Consider the following 17,356-nt stretch of genomic DNA (forward strand, 5'->3'; position numbering starts at 1 on the left):
AAGATAAGGCCTGCGATAGGAACTTGTCAATGCCTAGATTGTCGGCCACCATGGAAGTATGGCGAAGAACGGCTACCACCATGGCGATCTACGGGCCACGATCCTGGCCGCGGCCGCCGAGCAGATCGCGTCCGACGGCGTCGACGCTGTCTCCCTGCGCAACCTGGCGCGGCACGCCGGGGTCTCGCATGCGGCGCCCACGCATCACTTCGGCGACCGAGCGGGCCTGCTCACCGCGCTGGCCACCGAGGGCTTCGAGCTGCTGACCAACCAACTCGAGCAGGCGGCCGGAGATTTCCGGGAGGTCGCAGTGGCCTACATCCGATTCGCCCGCGAACACCCCGGGCATTTCGACGTCATGTACCGGCACAACCTGCTGCATGCCGACGACCCGCGACTTCGAGCGGCACGGATACGTTCCGGCGCTGCGTTACGCTCCGGTGTCTCCGCGATGCAGCCGGAGCGGAACCCACAACATCAGCAGGCGAGCCAACTCGCCGCCTGGTCGCTGGTGCACGGCTTCGCCTCACTGTATCGCGAAGGGGCACTGGATAATTCAGTGCTGGTTACCGATCCCGACCCGGAGGCGCTCGCCCGCCTGATGCTGTCCACCATTCGGTTCGACTGACGAAACCCGCCTGCGGCGGGCCGCCACAGTGTTATCTAGAGGACCTGGAAGGAGTAGGCGGCCATCATCTCGTGGCTGCCGTCGACACATGGACATCCACGCCTACCCGACCGAGGCGACCACGCCGGTGGACCAGAGCGAGGCGCGCCGGATCGCCAAACGCTATCTCTCGAACGACGACGACGCCGAACGCGGCATTACCTACCAGATCACCGAATTCGACACCTGCTTCGTCGCCGCCGCCGTCTTCCCTCCGTCCCCCTCCGCCGACTCGAACGTCCTCCTACTGGTCGTCGGCGGCTCGGTCTGCGTCATCGACAAGCCCACCGGCGCGGTCTCCTACTGGCCCACCTACCCAACCGACATAGTCGCCGAACAGTACGCGGCCGCACTACGGGACGACCGTCTGATCATCGAGGACAGCTGGCCGGAAGACCGCCCCGACGACATCGAGCCACCGTCCGCTTGAAATGATTCGCCGCCGTTTAACCAACCAACTCGCCAGGCATCTCAGGATGCACTTCATGCTTCGCGGCTATGGCAGTACGGACAAGGCCCGGTCCTGGCGGACCGGGCCTTCGCAGTGGAGATGCTGAACACGCAATCCGGCCACGTCAGCAGCGTGCATGATCAGCTCGGCTCCGGCGCCCCTCGATAACCATCGGGCGGGAGCCCGATGGTCGAACCGGCGCGGTGGCCCGATTCAGTACGCGGGCTGGGCAGGTGGGGCCTCCTTTTGGACGCTCGGAACGGGTTCGCCCGCGTCGGGGACTTCGGTGCCGCGCAACGAGGTTCCGGCGGTTTCGCGGAGGAAGTTCCAGGCGACCAGACCGATCAGGGACGCGCCGACCATGTAGGCAGCGGGGAACAGGGACCAGCCGGTCGATTCGATCGCGGCCTCGTTGATCAGCGGGGCGGTGCCGCCGAAGGCCGCGGTGGAGACGTTGTAGCCCAGCGCGAAGCCCGCGTAGCGGACATGGGTCGGGAAGATGGCCGGGAACGTGGAGCTGATGGTCGACAGCTGCGGCACGTACAACAGGCCGAGCACGATGAAGCCCGTGATCGCCCACGCAGTGCCCTGGCCCATCAGCCAGTACATCGGCAGCGCCATCACCGCAAGGCCGAGCAGCGAGAACAGCCACATCGGGCGGCGGCCGACGTGGTCGGACAGCTTGCCGAAGAACGGCAGCACCAGCATCATCACCAACTGCCCGACCAGCATCATCGCGGTGGTGGTCGACTCGCCCATACCGATCGTGTTCTGCAAGTAGGTCGGCTGGTAGGTGAGCAGCGTGTAGTTCACCACGTTGAGTGCGACGACCAACCCGGCCAGCGTGAGTGTCTCCCGCCGGTAGGTGGTCAGCACCGCACGCAGACCGCCTGGCGGATGCTTGTGCTCGGCGACCTCGTCGAACACCGGACTTTCGGCGAGCTTGGATCGCAGATACCAGCCGGTCAGGCCGAGCGGAATGGCGAGCAGGAACGGGATGCGCCAGCCCCAGTCGTGCATGGCGTCCGAGCCGATCGCGAGCTGGCAGGCCAGCACCGTCGCATTGCCGCCGACGAACCCGCCGAGCGTGCCGAACTCCAGGAAGCTACCGAGGAATCCGCGTTTGCTGTCGGTCGCGCACTCAGCCAGATATGTTGCGGCGCCGCCATATTCACCACCGGTCGAAAAGCCTTGCACCACACGCAGAGTGATGAGCATGATCGGCGCGAGCACACCGATGGAGGCGTGGGTCGGCAGTAGGCCGATGACACCGGTGGCGGCGGCCATGAGCAGGATCGTGGTGGCCAGCACTGCTTTTCGGCCGATTCGGTCACCGAGCGGACCCCACACCATGCCGCCGAGCGGTCGAAGCACGAAAGAGACGGCGAAGCCGAGCATGGTGCCGATCGTGCCTAGTTCGCCGGGGAAGAAGGCGTCGGTGAGGTAGCCCGCGGTCGCGGCATAGACGCCGTAGTCGAACCATTCGGTGGCATTGCCCATTGCGGAGGCGGCGACAGAGCGCCGCAGGGGGAAACTCTCGGATGTTTGGTCGGTCACGTGCACGTCCTCTCCAGCCCGTCACGGACCTCGATTCGTTCTCCCTTCGACTTCTCGCCGAAGGCGCGGCACGAACACAGGCAATACCCAGATTCCGTAATTGGCAAACAGCCGCGGCCCGAAAACGGCGCCGAGAGAATACTCTGACCTGCCAGTACGTCAATGAATGTGACACCAGTCACAATTGGCCACAATTGGGAATGCCACCGCGACACCAACCAGTCCATCGAGGGACGACGTCGCGGCATCAACTCACCCGCACCAGCACCACCCACAGGAGCGGGAACTCCCGATCAGCTACCCGCAAGCATCGCGGCAATGCCAGCGGCAACCTCACCCGCCAACGCGGCGCCAACGGGGGCGTGCCGACTCAGCAGCCGGTACCACATGGCTCCGAACGCGAAATCGACTACCAGATCCAGTGACACAGCCTCAGCCAGCTCCCCCGCGTCGACACCCTGCTGCAAGAGTGCGCGCAACGCGGCACGACGGGGGCCGATCACCGTGTCCTGCAACCGCTTCGAGAGCGCCGGGTCGCGCTGCGCATCGGCCATCAGGCCGACCAGCGCCTGTCCGGTCACCTTGCGCGCGAGTTCGTAGGTCGTCTCGAGTAGGCGTTCGACGTCGGCGAGAACGCCGGCGGAGTCGTCTCGCACCACGAGGGCGGCGTGTTCGTCAGCCAGGCCGACGAGCGCCTCCATCAGCACCGACGCCTTGTCCGGCCACCAGCGATACACCGTCTGCCTGCCCGCACCCGCCGCGTCGGCGATCGCCTTGATGGTCAGCTCCTGATAGCCATCGCGCTCGCACAGCTCCAGGGCGGCGCGCAGGATCGCACGCCTGGCGTCCTCGCTCCGCGGGCGGCCTCGGATTCCGGTCATGCCCGCACTTTACAAGACACGGTGCCTCGTTTATATTTCGAGACACAATGGTTCGAAAATAAGGAGAACGTCATGCGCAACCGAGTAGTTATCGTGGGCGGTACGTCCGGCATCGGCCTTGCCACCGCGTGCAGGCTCGCATCCCACGGGCGCGAGATGATCATCGCCGGACGCGGCGCCGAGAAACTCGCCGCCGCGCTCGCCGCACTCGGTCCGGACGCCACCGGACGGACGGTCGACGCACGAGACGAGAATGACCTGGCCCGATTCTTCGCCGAGGTCGGGCCCATCGACCATCTGGTGGTGACCGTGACCGGACCGTCCGGCACCACCCCGTTCCGCGAACTCACGCTGGATCATGTGCGGCAGCATGTCGACGGCAAGCTGCTCGCGCACACGGCCGCGATACAGGCCGCGCTGCCGCATCTCGCCGCGGGTGGCTCGATCACGCTGGTGTCGGCGGCGTCGGCAGGCGGCGCCATGCCGACGACGACGGCGCTGGCCGCGGTGAACGCCAGTGTGGAAGCCATGGTTCCGGTACTGGCCGTCGAATTGGCGCCGCTGCGGGTGAACGCGGTGTCTCCAGGCGTGATCGACACCGACTGGTGGAGCTTCCTGCCCGATGGCGCACGCGCCGAAGTATTCGACTCCATCGCCTCGTCCACGCCGGCCGGTCGGGTCGGCACGGCCGACGACGTGGCACACGCGATCGAGTTTCTGGTCGATAACTCGTTCACTACCGGGATCGTGGTACGAGTCGACGGAGGCGCACGACTGGGAGCGCCGAAGTAGACCGTTCGACCGCATCGGTTCGGAAGCCGGTCCGCTTGCGGGACGGCCTCTTCCGCACTACAGCGGGGTTACGTACGCGCCTGCGATGCCGCCGTCCACCATGAACTGGGAAGCTGTGATGAACGAGGAATCGTCGCTGGCGAGGAAGGCCACGGCAGCGGCGATCTCCTCCGGTTCGGCGAAGCGCCCGAGCGGCACATGCACAAGGCGGCGTGCGGCTCGCTCCGGGTCCTTGGCGAACAGTTCCCGCAGCAGTGGCGTATTCACCGGGCCCGGGCACAGGGCGTTCACTCGAATGCCGTCGCGGGCGAATTGCACTCCCAGTTCCCGGCTCATCGACAGCACGCCCCCCTTGGAGGCCGTGTAGGAGATCTGCGAGGTCGCCGCGCCCATTACCGCGACGAATGACGCGGTGTTGATCACCGAGCCCTTGCCGCGCTCCAGCATGTGCTGGATGGCGTACTTGCTGCACAGGTATACCGAGGTCAGGTTGACCTCCTGCACGCGACGCCAGGCGTCGATGCCGGTGGTCAGAATCGAATCGTCCTCCGGCGGCGATATTCCCGCGTTGTTGAACGCGATATCCAGCCCGCCGTAACTGTCGACCGCGGTCTGGAACAGCGCTTCGACCTGGGATTCGTCGGTGACATCCACCTCGACGTACCGCCCGCCGACTTCCGCGGCGGCGGCCTCCCCCGTGACGGCGTCGACGTCCGCGACGACGACCTTCGCGCCCTCCGAGGCGAAACGACGGACCGTGGCCAGACCGATACCGCTCCCACCGCCGGTGACGACGGCGACTCGATCCTGTAAGCGCTGCAACATATCTCCTGCGGGTGTGGTGGGGTCACTGCGTGGCGAGGAAGACGTTCTTGGTCTCGGTGAACGCCAGCGCGGCATCCGGCCCGAGCTCACGGCCCAACCCCGACCGCTTGAAACCGCCGAACGGTGTCCAATACCGGACAGACGAATGCGAATTCACCGACAGGTTGCCCGCCTCGACGCCGCGCGAGACGCGCAACGCCCGGCCGACGTCACTGGTCCAGATCGAGCCGGACAGGCCGTACTCCGTATCGTTGGCGATCCGGATGGCGTCGGCCTCGTCCTCGAACGGCAGCACGGCGACCACCGGGCCGAATACCTCCTCGGTGAGCACCCGGTCGGTGGGCGTCCCGGGCAGCACCACCGTCGGGGGATACCAGAAACCGGGCCCGTCCGGCCTGCCTCCGGTGAACGCCACCTTCGTCGACCGCTCCACGAATCCAGCGACGCGCTCCCGGTGCGCGCCCGAGATCAGCGGCCCCATCTCGGTGGACTCGTCGGACGGATCGCCGACCCGCACCCCTTGCACCGCTGGTTCCAACAGCTCGAGGAAACGATCGAATACACCGCGCTGCACCAGAATTCGCGAACGCGCGCAGCAGTCCTGCCCGGCGTTGTCGAACACGCCGTAGGGCGCCGTCGCCGCCGCCCGTTCCAGGTCGGCATCGGCGAACACGATGTTCGCGCTCTTTCCGCCGAGTTCCAGCGTTACCCGCTTCACCTGCCGCGCACAGCCCGCCATGATCTGCGTGCCCACCTCGGTGGAGCCGGTGAACACCACCTTGCGGACGGCCGGATGGGTGACGAAGCGATTACCCACTACCGATCCCTTGCCGGGCAGGACCTGGAACACGCCCTCGGGCAGCCCTGCCTGGAGCGCGAGTTCCCCGAGCCGGATCGCGGTCAGCGGCGTGAGTTCGGCGGGTTTGAGCACCACCGTGTTCCCCGCCGCGAGCGCGGGAGCGAATCCCCAGGCCGCGATCGGCATAGGGAAGTTCCACGGAACGATCACGCCGACCACGCCGAGCGGTTCGTGGAAGGTGATGTCGACGCCGCCCGCGACCGGAATCTGGTTCCCCAGCAACCGTTCCGGCATACCGGCCGCATAGTGCAACACGTCACGGACATTGCCCGCCTCCCAGCGCGCGTTGCCGATGGTGTGCCCGGCATTGGCGACTTCGAGTCGCGCGAGCCGCTCCAGGTCTGCGTCGACCGCCTCGGCGAAGCGGCGCAGCAGCCGGGCTCGGTCTCCGGGCGCGGTGTCACGCCAGGCGGCCGTGGCACGCTGGGCCTCGGCGATGGCGGTGTCGGTCTCCGCTTCCCCGACGAGCTCGACGGTGGTCACCACCTGTTCGGTCGCCGGATTGACCACCTGCGTCGTCGTCACGAGGTCCGCTCCCTTCGATAGGTGTCCGCCGCCTCGACCAGTGCCCGGATCAACCGTCGGTCGGTGGCGTCGACCTCCGGATGCCATTGCACGCCCAGCAGGAAAGAACCGTCGGTCGCCTCCGCCGCCTCGATCGTGCCGTCGGTGGCGTGCGCTGTGGCGAGCAGACCGTCGGCGATCCGGTCGAGTGCCTGATGATGATGGCAGTGGACCTTCACCTCCGGACCGGCGAATTCCGCGATCCTGCTGCCCGCGGTCGTCAGCACACGGGTGACGCTGAACCCGCCCTCGGTGCCGGAATGCTCGTCATGGCCGACGACGTCGGGAAGATGTGGAATCAGGCTTCCGCCCAACGCCACGTTCACCAGCTGGAGCCCACGGCAGACCGCGAGGATCGGCAGGCCCGCTGCCCGCCCCAGCTCGAACAGACCGAATTCCGACTCGTCGCGATCCCGCCTGGTGGAGCCCGGGGATCCGTCCGATGGGCCGCCGTAGCGGGCGGGATCGATGTCGGCACCGCCGGTCAGCACCAGTCCGTCGAGCAGCCGCACCAACTCGGGGCGGGGAGCACCGGCGGGCGGCAGCAAGACCGGGATACCGCCCGCCGCCGCCACCATGGCGACATATGTGTGCGGCAAGACCGCGCTGGGCAGGTCCCAGGCATTGAAGCGCGTTTGCTCCACGTAGGTCGGCAGGCCGATCACCGGACGTGCGACCTCAGAGTCGTTCGAAACCACGGACACGCTCCCAATCGGTGACCGCGGCGTCATAGGCGTCCAACTCGACCCGCGCCGCGTTGCGGTAGTGCTCCACTACATCATCACCGAACGCCGCACGAGCCACCGTGCTGTCCGCGAACAGCTGGGCCGCCTCGCGCAGTGTCCGCGGCACCCGGGGTCGCTTCGACTGGTAGGCGTTGCCGTGGAACTCCGGCTCGAGCGGAAGCTGCCGGTCGATTCCGTGCAGTCCCGCGGCGATCAGCGCCGCCACGGCGAGATACGGGTTCACGTCTCCGCCGGGCACGCGGTTCTCGAACCGCAGCGAGTGCTCCTCGCCGACCACGCGAATGGCACAGGTCCGGTTGTCCCGCCCCCACGTGATGGCTGTCGGCGCGAAGCTGCCCGCGACGAATCGCTTGTAGGAGTTGATATTCGGGGCGAGCAGATAGGTGAACTCCCGCAGGCAGTCCAGCTGGCCTGCGATGAAGTGCCGCATCAGCGCCGACGATCCGTCCGCCCCGTCGCCCGCGAACACCGGCTTCCCGGACTCGCCGCGCAAACTCAGGTGGATGTGGCACGAATTTCCTTCTCGTTCATCGAATTTCGCCATGAACGTAAGGCTGCGCCCCTCCTGGGCGGCGATCTCCTTCGCGCCGGTCTTGTAGATGCTGTGGTTGTCACAGGTCACCAGGGCTTCGTCGTACCGGAACGCGATCTCGTGCTGGCCGGGACCGCATTCGCCCTTGGCCGACTCGACGTACATCCCGGCGCCGCCCATCTCTTTTCGGATGCGGCGCAGCAACGGCTCGATCCGCGCGGTCCCGAGCATCGAGTAGTCGACGTTGTACTGGTTGGCCGGAGTCAGCCCGCGATATCCGGCGTTCCATGCCGCTTCGTAGGTGTCGTCGAACACCAGGAATTCCAGTTCGGTTCCGACGAACGCGCGCAGGCCACGCTCGGCCAGCCGGTCCAGTTGCTTGCGCAGCACCTGCCGCGGCGAGGCCGCGACCGCCCGTCCCTGCGGCACCACGTGCTCGACGTCGCACAGCACCAGCGCCGTGCCCGGCCACCACGGCACCGCCCGCAGTGTGCGCAGATCGGGCCGCAACACGAAATCCCCGTACCCGGTCTCCCAGGACGACATCGCGTATCCGTCGACGGTCGACATCTCCACGTCCACCGCGAGCAGGTAATCGCACGTCTCGGTCGCGTGCTCGACCACCTCGTCCAGGAAGAATCGTGCCGCGCAGCGCTTTCCCTGCAATCGCCCCTGCATGTCGGTCATCGCGACAAGTACCGTATCGATCTCCCCCTCATCGACGCGGTCTCGCAACTGCGCCACACTCAGCATCCCGTTACGCATCCACGACCCCTCTCGGCACCGACCGTGCTCACGGTAGAGCAAACCGGACATGTTTGGGACGGGACACATAAATCTGGGACCGGCCGTGTCGCGCGCATTCGGCCACGTGACCTGGGAGTCACGGCAAGCGGTTTTCGCCGCGATCGGTCAGGACAGCGGGCTGCGCACGGCGGCCGGACAGGTGGATCGGCCGGCCCGGTGTCGCGATGCCTATCAGCGAAGTCAGCGGTGCATGGCCCGCGTGATCAATGTGCACGCCCTGCTTCGCCGCCCCGAACAGATCCTTTGTTTTTCGCAACACGGAAATAAACTTCCTCTCGTGACGAGTTTGCGGATCAGTGAGGCGGCGGCGTTGCTCGGAGTCAGCGACGACACCGTGCGGCGCTGGATCGATCAGGGCAAGCTCACCGCCATCCAGCTCGACAACGGGCGCAAGGGTGTCAGCGGCCGGGAACTGGCCGAGTTCCTGCGGGCCAACGCCGAGGTGCCGCAGCCGGGCGTCACCGTTGCCGCTTCGGCCCGCAATCGCCTGCGCGGCATCGTCACGCGGGTGGTCAAGGACACCGTGATGGCGCAGGTCGAGATGCAGGCCGGGCCATTTCGACTGGTATCGCTGCTGAGCAGGGAGTCGGTCGATGAGCTGGGGCTCGAGGTCGGCAGTGTCGCGGTGGCCTCGGTCAAGTCGACGCACGTCGTTGTCGAGATACCGGAAAGTTGACCCAGGATGATCCAACTGCCGCGGGTGCTGATCGCCGCCGGGGTCACCGTGGTCGCAGTGGCGGGCTGCGGTGCGGACTCCGAGCCCGCCGGTGCGGGCGCCGTCGGCGGTACGGTCACGGTGTTCGCCGCGGCCTCACTGACCGAGACGTTCACCGAACTCGGCAAGCAGTTCGAGGCCTCGCATCCCGGGGTCAGGGTGGTCTACAGCTTCGGCGCCAGCTCCGCGCTGGCCGAGCAGATCAACCAGGGCGCACCCGCTGACGTCTTCGCCTCCGCCGCGCCGAAGAACATGCGGCAGGTCGTGGACGAGGGCGAGGTCGCCGGCACACCGGTCACCTTCGTGCGCAACCGGCTGGCGATCGCGGTACCGAAGGGCAACCCGGGCCACATCACCGGTCTGGCCGACTTCGGCAAGACCGAGCTCGAGATCGCATTGTGCGCCGAACAGGTGCCGTGCGGGTCGGCCGCCGAGACGGTGTTCGAGCTGGCGCACATCAACCCCCGGCCCGATACCCGCGAGGCAGACGTGAAAGCGGTCCTGACCAAGGTGAAGCTCGGTGAGGTCGACGCTGCGCTGGTTTATCGCACCGACGTGCGGGCGGGCGGCGACCAGGTCGAGGGCATCGACTTCCCGGAGGCGGACGAGGCGATCAACGACTACCCGGTCGCACCGCTCATGCACGCGCCGAATGCGACGGCGGCTGCCGCGTTCGTCGAGTTCGTGCGGTCCGACCAGGCGCGGACAGTCTTCGTGCAGGCGGGGTTCGACACACCGTGATCAGGTCGGCGCGGCGACGACCACCATCGGGGCGACGACCACTCGTTCTGGTGCTGCCCGCGGTGTGCGCCCTGGCATTCCTGCTCGTTCCGCTGCTCGGGCTGCTGCTGCGGACGCCGTGGCGGACGCTGCCCGACCGGTTGTTCAGCGCCGAAGTCGGCCAGGCGCTGCGGCTTTCGCTGCTGTGCGCGAGCCTGGCGACGGCGATCTGCCTGGTACTCGGCGTTCCGCTGGCCTGGCTGCTCGCGCGCGGCGAGGTTCCGGGGCGCGGGTTGATCAGGGCGCTGGTGACCGTGCCATTGGTGTTGCCGCCGGTGGTCGGCGGTGTCGCCCTGCTACTTGCGCTCGGCAGGCGTGGGCTGGTCGGCCGCTATCTGTACGAATGGTTCGGATTCACACTGCCTTTTACCACCGCAGGGGTAGTGATCGCGGAAGCGTTCGTGGCGATGCCGTTTCTGGTCATCTCCGTGGAGGGCGCGCTGCGGGCGGCGGACCCGCGATTCGAGGAGGCGGCCGCGACCCTCGGCGCGTCGCGCTGGCTGACCTTCCGGCGGGTCACGTTGCCATCGGTGCTGCCCGGTGTCGTCGCGGGCGGCGTTTTGTGCTGGGCGCGGGCCTTGGGTGAGTTCGGCGCGACCATTACCTTCGCAGGCAATTTTCCCGGGAAGACGACCACCATGCCGTTGGCGGTCTACCTGGCCCTGGAGCACGATCCCGACGACGCGATAGTGCTGAGCCTGGTGCTGCTCGTCGTCTCGGTGGCAGTGCTGGTCGCGCTACGCGAGCGCTGGATTCGAGGCGGGGTATGACGCTGGACGCTCATCTTCGGGTCACCCGCGGGAAGTTCCGGCTCGACGTTCCACTGGCCGTCGCGCCTGGTGAGGTGGTCGCGCTGCTCGGACCCAACGGCGCGGGCAAGACCACGGCGCTGCGCGGGCTGGCTGGGCTGACCCCGCTCGCCGACGGCGCGATCCGGCTCGACGACGATACCTGGGACGCGCCACCGGAGCTTTTCGTGCCCGCCGAGCGTCGTCGGGTCGGCGTCGTCTTCCAGGACTATCTACTGTTCGCGCACCTGAGCGCACTGGACAATGTCGCCTTCGGCCTACGCGCCCGCGGGCACCGCCGCGCCGCTGCCCGCGACCGCGCCGCGCACTGGCTCGACCGGGTAGGCCTTACCGATCACGCCGCCGACAAGCCGCGCGCTCTGTCCGGCGGCCAGGCGCAGCGGGTCGCGCTCGCCAGAGCGCTCGCGACCGACCCATTGCTACTACTGCTCGACGAACCGCTTGCCGCGCTCGATGCGAGCACGCGCCTGCGCGTCCGCTCGGATCTCGCACATCATCTGGCCGACTATCCGGGTCATACCGTGCTGGTCACGCACGATGCGCTCGACGCGATGGTGCTGGCCGACCGTCTCGTCATCATCGAGCACGGCGCGGTTGTCCAGGAAGGACCGCCTGCCGAGGTCGCTCGGCGCCCGCGCTCCGACTACGTCGCACACCTGGTCGGACTCAACCTCTATCGCGGCACGGCCCGCGGCACCACCGTCGACCTCGCCGAAGGCGGCGCGCTCACCGTTGCCGAACCCTGCCGGGGCGCGGTGCACGTCGCTTTCCCGCCAACCGCGGTCAGCCTGCATCCCGGGCCCCCTGCGGGCAGCCCACGCAACGCCTGGCCGGTCACCATCGGCGGCATCGAACAACACGCCCACACCATCCGCGTGCGTCTCCACGGTATCCCGCCGGTCCTCGCCGACATCACTCCCGCCACCGTCGCCGAACTCGGGCTCCGACCGGGCACCCGGCTGTGGGCCGCGGTCAAAGCCACCGAGACTCACACCTACCCCGCGTGAGACCGCGAGCTGCACCGCATGGTCGGGCGGAGCCGATGGTGGCTGGCTATTTGGTGGCGGCCCATACGGTCACCGTTGCCTTGTAGGCGTCGCCTGCATTGTCGAGCGACAGCTCTGTGACGAAGGCGACCCGGTTCGCCGCTGTCTTGACGCAATAACTGCTGTCCGCGCTGACCGGAAGGTTTTCGGCCCCCTGGGTGGAGATGAGATTCGAGCACTCTTGCCGTGTGGGCTCGGCCGGGCCGTTCCAGAGCGCGATAGTGGGGTTCGTCGTGAAGGACCCGCCCCGGAGCCCATAGAGCGTGGCGGCCGAGAAACCACCGAGAGACTTGCGGTTATAGCTGACCCAAGCGCTGGCGCCGTTGCTGCTGCGTAACACACGGGGTGGGACCGAGTCCAGGTCGATGAAGGTCAGGTTGATCGTGCCGGACCACCGGATATCACCGTCTGTCGGCGATGGAGCAGCCGGTGTGGAGGCCGAGGGCGAGCCGCCACCGGCGGTTGTCTCGATCCGAGGCGCCTGCTCGGCTGATGTCGGAGTTGCCGACGAGGCGTCCCCTCCGAAAAACGCGTCGAACGCCTTGTCTGGCACCAAAACGATCACACCGCCGATGACCGCGACGATGATCGCGGCGAAAAAGGGTGAACGCGTCATCCAGTGACTGCGCCCCTGGGAAGCTTCCTGCGGCGCTGGGCTCGGCTGTTCGGAGTCCTCGGTGCGCCCGTTGTCCCCCATGACGAAGCTTCCTCCTCGCGATGGTCGTTCGAGGAAAAAGCTTAGCCTGGTTGTGTTTTCGGGCTGCCGATGGCCGTGCGTCGCCTGGATCTCCCTGCCGTCGCAGTCGAAGCCGACCAACGGCTCGCCGCGTCGAGTCCGCCAGGCTGATCGCACCACAGAGCCGGTGGTGGTACTACCGGTCGATGTGCGCGTCGAGGGTGCGGGTCGAGATCTGTGTGGCTCTGATCCTGAAGATTCAAGGAACAATGCTGGATGCTTGCGCAGCTCGCCAGAATTCAGTATGACAACGGAATTTTGAGCCGGTCGAACGCCGATTCAAGATCGACTGCCTACGGCAAGAGGAATTATCGGTGCGAAATAGATCGGCGCCTACCGCATTGTGCGGCAGGCGCCGATGACGCATCAGAGGTAGGAGCCGCACACGGGCCAGGCACCCGGGCCCTGAGTGGCGAGAACGTTCTCCGCGACGCGGATCTGCTCGGCGCGGCTCGCGTTGGCCGGGCTGCCGGAGCCACCGTTGGCCTCCCAGGTACTCTGGGTGAACTGCAGACCGCCGGAGAAGCCATTACCGGTGTTGGTGTTCCAGTTGCCACTGCTCTCGCACTGCGCGACGGCATCCCAGTTGTGGGCCGACGCGGTGGCGGTGGACAGGCCGAACGGCACGGCGACGAGGGCGCCGAGGGCCGCGGTGAAGCCAAGGACACGAGTGCTGAACTTGCGGTTTTGCGACATGTGATTTCCCGCCTGCGCCCACCGACTCGGCGGAATGTCCGCCGCGTCCCTGCCCCCAGGAAGGTCGGGGTTTCTCGAACCGCGGGACAGGGTTTCCGGCGTTCATCGGTTCGAGTTCGAGCTCGGTGTTATCGAGCCGAGATCGACCGTAGCCGAGAAATCGCTGCAGATCACGTTCGAATAACGTCCAACCTGGGTAAAGCAATGCTCCAGAGTTTTCGGCATTCACCGAGGTCGTGCGCCGCAAAATCGGCTATACAGATTCGCTGTTACGGCCCCGTTATGTGATCGAGATCACTGCGAAATCGTGAAACAGATCGCATCGTGCCAGCTCCGACGCCTCCCTGTGACCGACCGCCGCGCCCGTGGCCGACGTGTGACAGCGGGAGGTCAGCCACGGACCGGGCGAGCACGAGGTGCCGAGACCATGCTCAGCGTGACCCCGGTTACCACGAGGACGACGTAACGGCGATCGACCAACCGCACCTGCCGAACGCGCAGGTCACCCGCATTGTGGAGACTGCGGGCGAACAGCGTGGGAGCTCTGCGGGCGCGTAACACCCACTTCAGCCTTCAACGCGACCTGCCGCGCCAACCCAGGGAGCTTCATGAAGTCTCGCCACACCCCGCGCCGCTCGCCGACGACAGCCGCGGTCCGGCGCTGTCGCTCTCGAGGTGTTTGCCGGCCTACCCCGCGCAACCCGCGGAGCGACGCTCGGCCGAACATCGGCACCTGGACTCGGTGATCGCGCCGGGATGGACGGCGATGCCACACACAGCTGATCCACGATCGCGGCATGGAGTTCCGCAACAGCTCCGCGCCGATGCCGATCTACCGTCCGGAGCGCTCGCCATCCTGACCGGCGACCGCGGCAACACCGGCGGGCTGCCCAACTCGAGTGAAGACGGCGGCTTCCAAACGTTCCGCGCCTACGGCAACGAGCAGCACAGTATCGCCAGCCCTTGCACGGATGGCGGGCTGTTACCCCAACGGCCTCGAAGACGACCCGCCCACATCTCCCGCCGGGCTGGGACTACTGAAGGGCGGGCGTCGACAACTTCCTCTGCACCGGCTAGAACTACACCTTGACCGAAAACGGCGCTGTGGTGAAATAGGTTGTTGTGCTACGGATTACGAGACAAACGTCATTACTGTCGATCGATCTGGCGCGAAGCACCCAGTCCTGGGCGGGTCTTCCATTCCCCGACGCGATGAGACGGCGGTCGGCGGCCCGGCCGCTTGCGCGCGATACCGCCGACTGGCGCACTGATTCACCACCGAGTACGGCGGTGGGACATCGGTAGACGTGACGGCGTCGCGCAAAACTGGTTCCGGACCAGTGGCAGCTGACGTACGTCGGCGAGGTGCCATGCGCGATGCGCGACGAGCGCTATCTCTACGTCCGCTGGTACAAGCGCGAAGAGCCGCTCGCTGAACGCGAATACGAGCTACGACCTGGACAGCGACCGGAATCGCCAGCCGACCTGATGAAGACACGCCCACGCGCCCCACGGTGGCGCGCTGGACGCTCGGCCCAGCTCGCGCGCCACCCGCTCCGGCGCGGGGCTGCCGGTAGCGCGACGGCCGCGGCCGGACTACTTGCCGTGCGCTCGCAACTGGTAGAGGCCTTCGGTTTCGGCGACCACAACGCCGTCGGCGTCGGTGACCACCGCCCGCAAGGTGAACTCGGACTTGCCGTTCGCCGCCGCCTCCTCGGTGATGCGCGCAATGTCCGCTTCCGACAGCGTCGCCTCTGCCCGCACGTCGGTCTTCGCCGGCTTGCGGAAGAAGACGTGCAGGTCTTTCACCAACGGGTAGAACGCCGCGTTGTCGAAGGTGGCGACCGTGATCGCACCGCCGAGGATTTCGGCGACCGTGAACAGCACGCCCGCGTACATCACGCCGAAATGATTGCCGTTGCCCTCGACCGGAACCGAGGTGGCCGCGAATCCGCGCCGCACCTCCACCGCCCGCACGCCCATCTTGTGCGCGATCGGGATGGTGAATTCCAGTGCCCCGTTGACGAGGTCCTCGAACGGAGGATTCTCGACCTCGCTCATATCCGCAACCGTCCTTCCCGCCGGAGGTGGCCGGCACCTCGTTGTCTACCACGGCCGCCTCGGCGGGCCACACCGAAGCATAGGCGCTCGCTGTCGCATCTCCACAGAGTGTTGGCACTATGCCAACTATCGACCTCACCCGGTCAGAGGTTGGTGCCTCAGATCTTCGGCGCCCTGTGCCAGTCCACTTCCGAGATCGGGTACTCGGCCATATCGCCGTATCCGCTCTGCCGCCGCGGACATTCGTTACCCACGGACGTGGCGTGGTCGGTGGCCCGCCATTTCACACAGCATCCGCGTCCGCGCCTCCGGTCGTTCGGACTGGGTGCACGGCTGGCAAACCCACTCGAGGATGGTGTCCGGCGAACGTGGAGACTCGCCGGGCCACCACCGTTGCCGCGGCCAGCAACACATCGAACTGCTCGACCGAACGCTGGGCCGAAGACGATCTGCCACTACGCGGGTCGACGTCGGGGTCTACGGGCTCCTCCTTGTTCATCAACCGTGACGGCGGTTGCTCATGAATGTCGACGGGCGTGTCACGAAGTCGATGTAACGAAGGGGGGCAGCACTGTCGGTTTATAGTGTGAATATGGGTGCGGGGCGGAGGGGAGCGTGCCGATGTCTGACATGTCGAAAGTCGAACTGTATGCGGCGATCCGCCAGGATCTTCGTGCGGGACTGTCCAAGCGCGCCATCGAGCGCAAGCACGGCGTCGGATGGCGCACGGTAGCCAAGGCGACGGAGTCGGTGTGGCCCGAGCCGCGTAAGGAGTATCCGCCGCGACCACAGAAGCTGGATCCCCACAAGCCGTTCATCGACGATGTTCTGCGCGCCGATCTGGATGTACCTCGGAGGCAACGTCACACAGCGACCCGGATCTATCGGCGTTTGCTCGAGGAGCACGGCATGAAGAACGTGTCGTATCAGCGAGTCAGTGCCTATGTCCGCGAACGCAGACCACAGCTGCAAATGGAACAGATGACATCCCGTCGCCGCTCCGAACGGCTCATCAAGGCTGCTGGGTTCCCCCGCGCCAAGACGTTGCGTGACTTCGATTTCGATGCCAACCCCAGTGTCGACCCCGCCATGGTCCACACCCTCGCCGAATGCGACTGGGTCAGAGAAGGGCTGCCGCTGTGCTTGATCGGTGACTCCGGCACTGGGAAGTCCCATCTGCTCATTGCCTTGGGCACCGAGGCAGCGAAAGCCGGTTTCCGGGTCAGATACACCTTGGCTGCCAAGCTGGTCAACAAGCTTGTCGAAGCCGTCGATGGCGAACGACTCACCAAGACCATCGCCCGCTACAGCGGCGTCGACCTGCTCTGCATCGATGAACTCGGCTACACCGAACTGGACAGACGCGGCGCCGAATTGCTGTTCCAGGTATTGAGCGAACGCGAGGAGAGGAAGTCGGTCGCGATCGTCTCCCACCGCAGCTTCTCCGGCTGGTCCAAAACCTTCACCGACGCCAGGCTCCGCGCCGCCATCATCGACCGACTCACTTTCGGCGGCAACATCATCGACACCGGCACCCAAAGCTATCGCCGTGCCCATGCCAAGGCGGACGAACCCACCGACAAACCCCGCTGAGCCCGACCGAGCTCCTACTCGACGACGACACCGCATGCCGAGCCGTAATTTGCTCGAAGGCGGCGCGCCGCCGACTCCTCCCTATGCATTCGGATGACCCGGACCGTATGTGACTGAAAATAACCATCCAGAATTCAGAACAAGCACTCCACATCGATGCCGTCAGAATTCGCGAGAATATGCCGTCGGAATTCATGAAAAAATGCCGTCGGAATTCGCGAAAAAAACACCTGCGCCAG

The 17,356-nt window shown here is 66.4% G+C and carries 17 protein-coding genes; 8 read left to right on the top strand and 9 right to left on the bottom strand.

What is annotated here, in order from left to right:
* The first annotated feature begins 58 nt into the window (after window positions 1–58).
* A complete protein-coding gene (locus tag OH799_RS15985; RefSeq protein ID WP_406280997.1) occupies window positions 59–628 on the top strand; it encodes a TetR/AcrR family transcriptional regulator in 570 nt (189 codons plus the stop codon).
* Window positions 629–716: 88 nt separating this feature from the next.
* Window positions 717–1,097, top strand: a complete 381-nt coding sequence (locus tag OH799_RS15990; protein ID WP_406280999.1) for a hypothetical protein — start codon at window positions 717–719, stop codon at window positions 1,095–1,097.
* A 234-nt stretch (window positions 1,098–1,331) separates the two neighbouring features.
* Here the strand turns inward: OH799_RS15990 and OH799_RS15995 are convergent, their stop codons facing one another.
* Together OH799_RS15995 and OH799_RS16000 are read right to left on the bottom strand one after the other, a co-directional pair.
* Window positions 1,332–2,618, bottom strand: coding sequence for an MFS transporter (locus tag OH799_RS15995; RefSeq protein WP_406282165.1), 1,287 nt, complete (start codon window positions 2,616–2,618; stop codon window positions 1,332–1,334).
* 350 nt (window positions 2,619–2,968) lie between these two features.
* On the bottom strand, window positions 2,969–3,556 hold the full coding sequence (locus OH799_RS16000) for a TetR/AcrR family transcriptional regulator (protein WP_406281001.1): 588 nt from the start codon (window positions 3,554–3,556) through the stop codon (window positions 2,969–2,971).
* A gap of 72 nt (window positions 3,557–3,628) precedes the next feature.
* Between OH799_RS16000 and OH799_RS16005 the strand changes: the two genes are divergently transcribed.
* On the top strand, window positions 3,629–4,348 hold the full coding sequence (locus OH799_RS16005; RefSeq protein ID WP_406281004.1) for an SDR family oxidoreductase: 720 nt from the start codon (window positions 3,629–3,631) through the stop codon (window positions 4,346–4,348).
* Window positions 4,349–4,405: 57 nt separating this feature from the next.
* Here the strand turns inward: OH799_RS16005 and OH799_RS16010 are convergent, their stop codons facing one another.
* The 4 genes from OH799_RS16010 to OH799_RS16025 are packed head-to-tail and all read right to left on the bottom strand — an operon-like array spanning window position 4,406 to window position 8,639.
* Window positions 4,406–5,173, bottom strand: coding sequence for a 3-oxoacyl-ACP reductase (locus OH799_RS16010; RefSeq protein ID WP_406281006.1), 768 nt, complete (start codon window positions 5,171–5,173; stop codon window positions 4,406–4,408).
* 22 nt (window positions 5,174–5,195) lie between these two features.
* Complete coding sequence (locus OH799_RS16015) at window positions 5,196–6,557, bottom strand: aldehyde dehydrogenase family protein (protein WP_406281009.1); 1,362 nt, start codon at window positions 6,555–6,557, stop codon at window positions 5,196–5,198.
* On the bottom strand, window positions 6,554–7,294 hold the full coding sequence (locus OH799_RS16020) for a gamma-glutamyl-gamma-aminobutyrate hydrolase family protein (RefSeq protein WP_406281011.1): 741 nt from the start codon (window positions 7,292–7,294) through the stop codon (window positions 6,554–6,556). The genes OH799_RS16015 and OH799_RS16020 overlap by 4 nt, the downstream gene beginning before the upstream one ends.
* Window positions 7,275–8,639 carry a glutamine synthetase family protein gene (locus OH799_RS16025; RefSeq protein ID WP_406281013.1) on the bottom strand — a complete coding sequence of 455 codons (1,365 nt, stop codon included), beginning with the start codon at window positions 8,637–8,639 and terminating at the stop codon, window positions 7,275–7,277. Before OH799_RS16025 ends, OH799_RS16020 begins: the two co-directional genes overlap by 20 nt.
* A gap of 319 nt (window positions 8,640–8,958) precedes the next feature.
* On the opposite strand from OH799_RS16025, the gene OH799_RS16030 reads away from it, so the two are divergent.
* The 4 genes from OH799_RS16030 to OH799_RS16045 are packed head-to-tail and all read left to right on the top strand — an operon-like array spanning window position 8,959 to window position 11,992.
* A complete protein-coding gene (locus OH799_RS16030; protein ID WP_406281015.1) occupies window positions 8,959–9,357 on the top strand; it encodes a molybdopterin-binding protein in 399 nt (132 codons plus the stop codon).
* 6 nt (window positions 9,358–9,363) lie between these two features.
* Window positions 9,364–10,137 (top strand): molybdate ABC transporter substrate-binding protein, encoded by a 774-nt coding sequence (gene modA / locus OH799_RS16035; protein ID WP_406281017.1) that lies wholly within the window; start codon window positions 9,364–9,366, stop codon window positions 10,135–10,137.
* Window positions 10,137–10,946, top strand: a complete 810-nt coding sequence (modB, locus tag OH799_RS16040; RefSeq protein ID WP_406282168.1) for a molybdate ABC transporter permease subunit — start codon at window positions 10,137–10,139, stop codon at window positions 10,944–10,946. The genes modA and modB overlap by 1 nt, the downstream gene beginning before the upstream one ends.
* The gene (locus OH799_RS16045) at window positions 10,943–11,992 is read left to right on the top strand and encodes an ABC transporter ATP-binding protein (protein ID WP_406281019.1); all 1,050 of its coding nucleotides are present in this window, start codon (window positions 10,943–10,945) and stop codon (window positions 11,990–11,992) included. Before modB ends, OH799_RS16045 begins: the two co-directional genes overlap by 4 nt.
* Window positions 11,993–12,038: 46 nt before the next feature.
* Here the strand turns inward: OH799_RS16045 and OH799_RS16050 are convergent, their stop codons facing one another.
* The 3 genes from OH799_RS16050 to OH799_RS16060 all read right to left on the bottom strand — a co-directional run bounded on the left by OH799_RS16050 (window position 12,039) and on the right by OH799_RS16060 (window position 15,524).
* Window positions 12,039–12,848: a hypothetical protein gene (locus OH799_RS16050; RefSeq protein ID WP_406281021.1), complete on the bottom strand. Its 810-nt coding sequence runs from the start codon at window positions 12,846–12,848 to the stop codon at window positions 12,039–12,041.
* A gap of 285 nt (window positions 12,849–13,133) precedes the next feature.
* On the bottom strand, window positions 13,134–13,463 hold the full coding sequence (locus OH799_RS16055) for a transglycosylase family protein (RefSeq protein ID WP_406281024.1): 330 nt from the start codon (window positions 13,461–13,463) through the stop codon (window positions 13,134–13,136).
* Window positions 13,464–15,059: 1,596 nt separating this feature from the next.
* Complete coding sequence (locus tag OH799_RS16060; protein WP_406281026.1) at window positions 15,060–15,524, bottom strand: PaaI family thioesterase; 465 nt, start codon at window positions 15,522–15,524, stop codon at window positions 15,060–15,062.
* 621 nt (window positions 15,525–16,145) lie between these two features.
* Between OH799_RS16060 and istB the strand changes: the two genes are divergently transcribed.
* On the top strand, window positions 16,146–17,117 hold the full coding sequence (gene istB / locus OH799_RS16065; RefSeq protein WP_406281028.1) for an IS21-like element helper ATPase IstB: 972 nt from the start codon (window positions 16,146–16,148) through the stop codon (window positions 17,115–17,117).
* The last annotated feature ends 239 nt before the right edge of the window (window positions 17,118–17,356 follow it).

Source organism: Nocardia sp. NBC_00881 (assembly GCF_045207455.1).
GTDB lineage: Bacteria > Actinomycetota > Actinomycetes > Mycobacteriales > Mycobacteriaceae > Nocardia.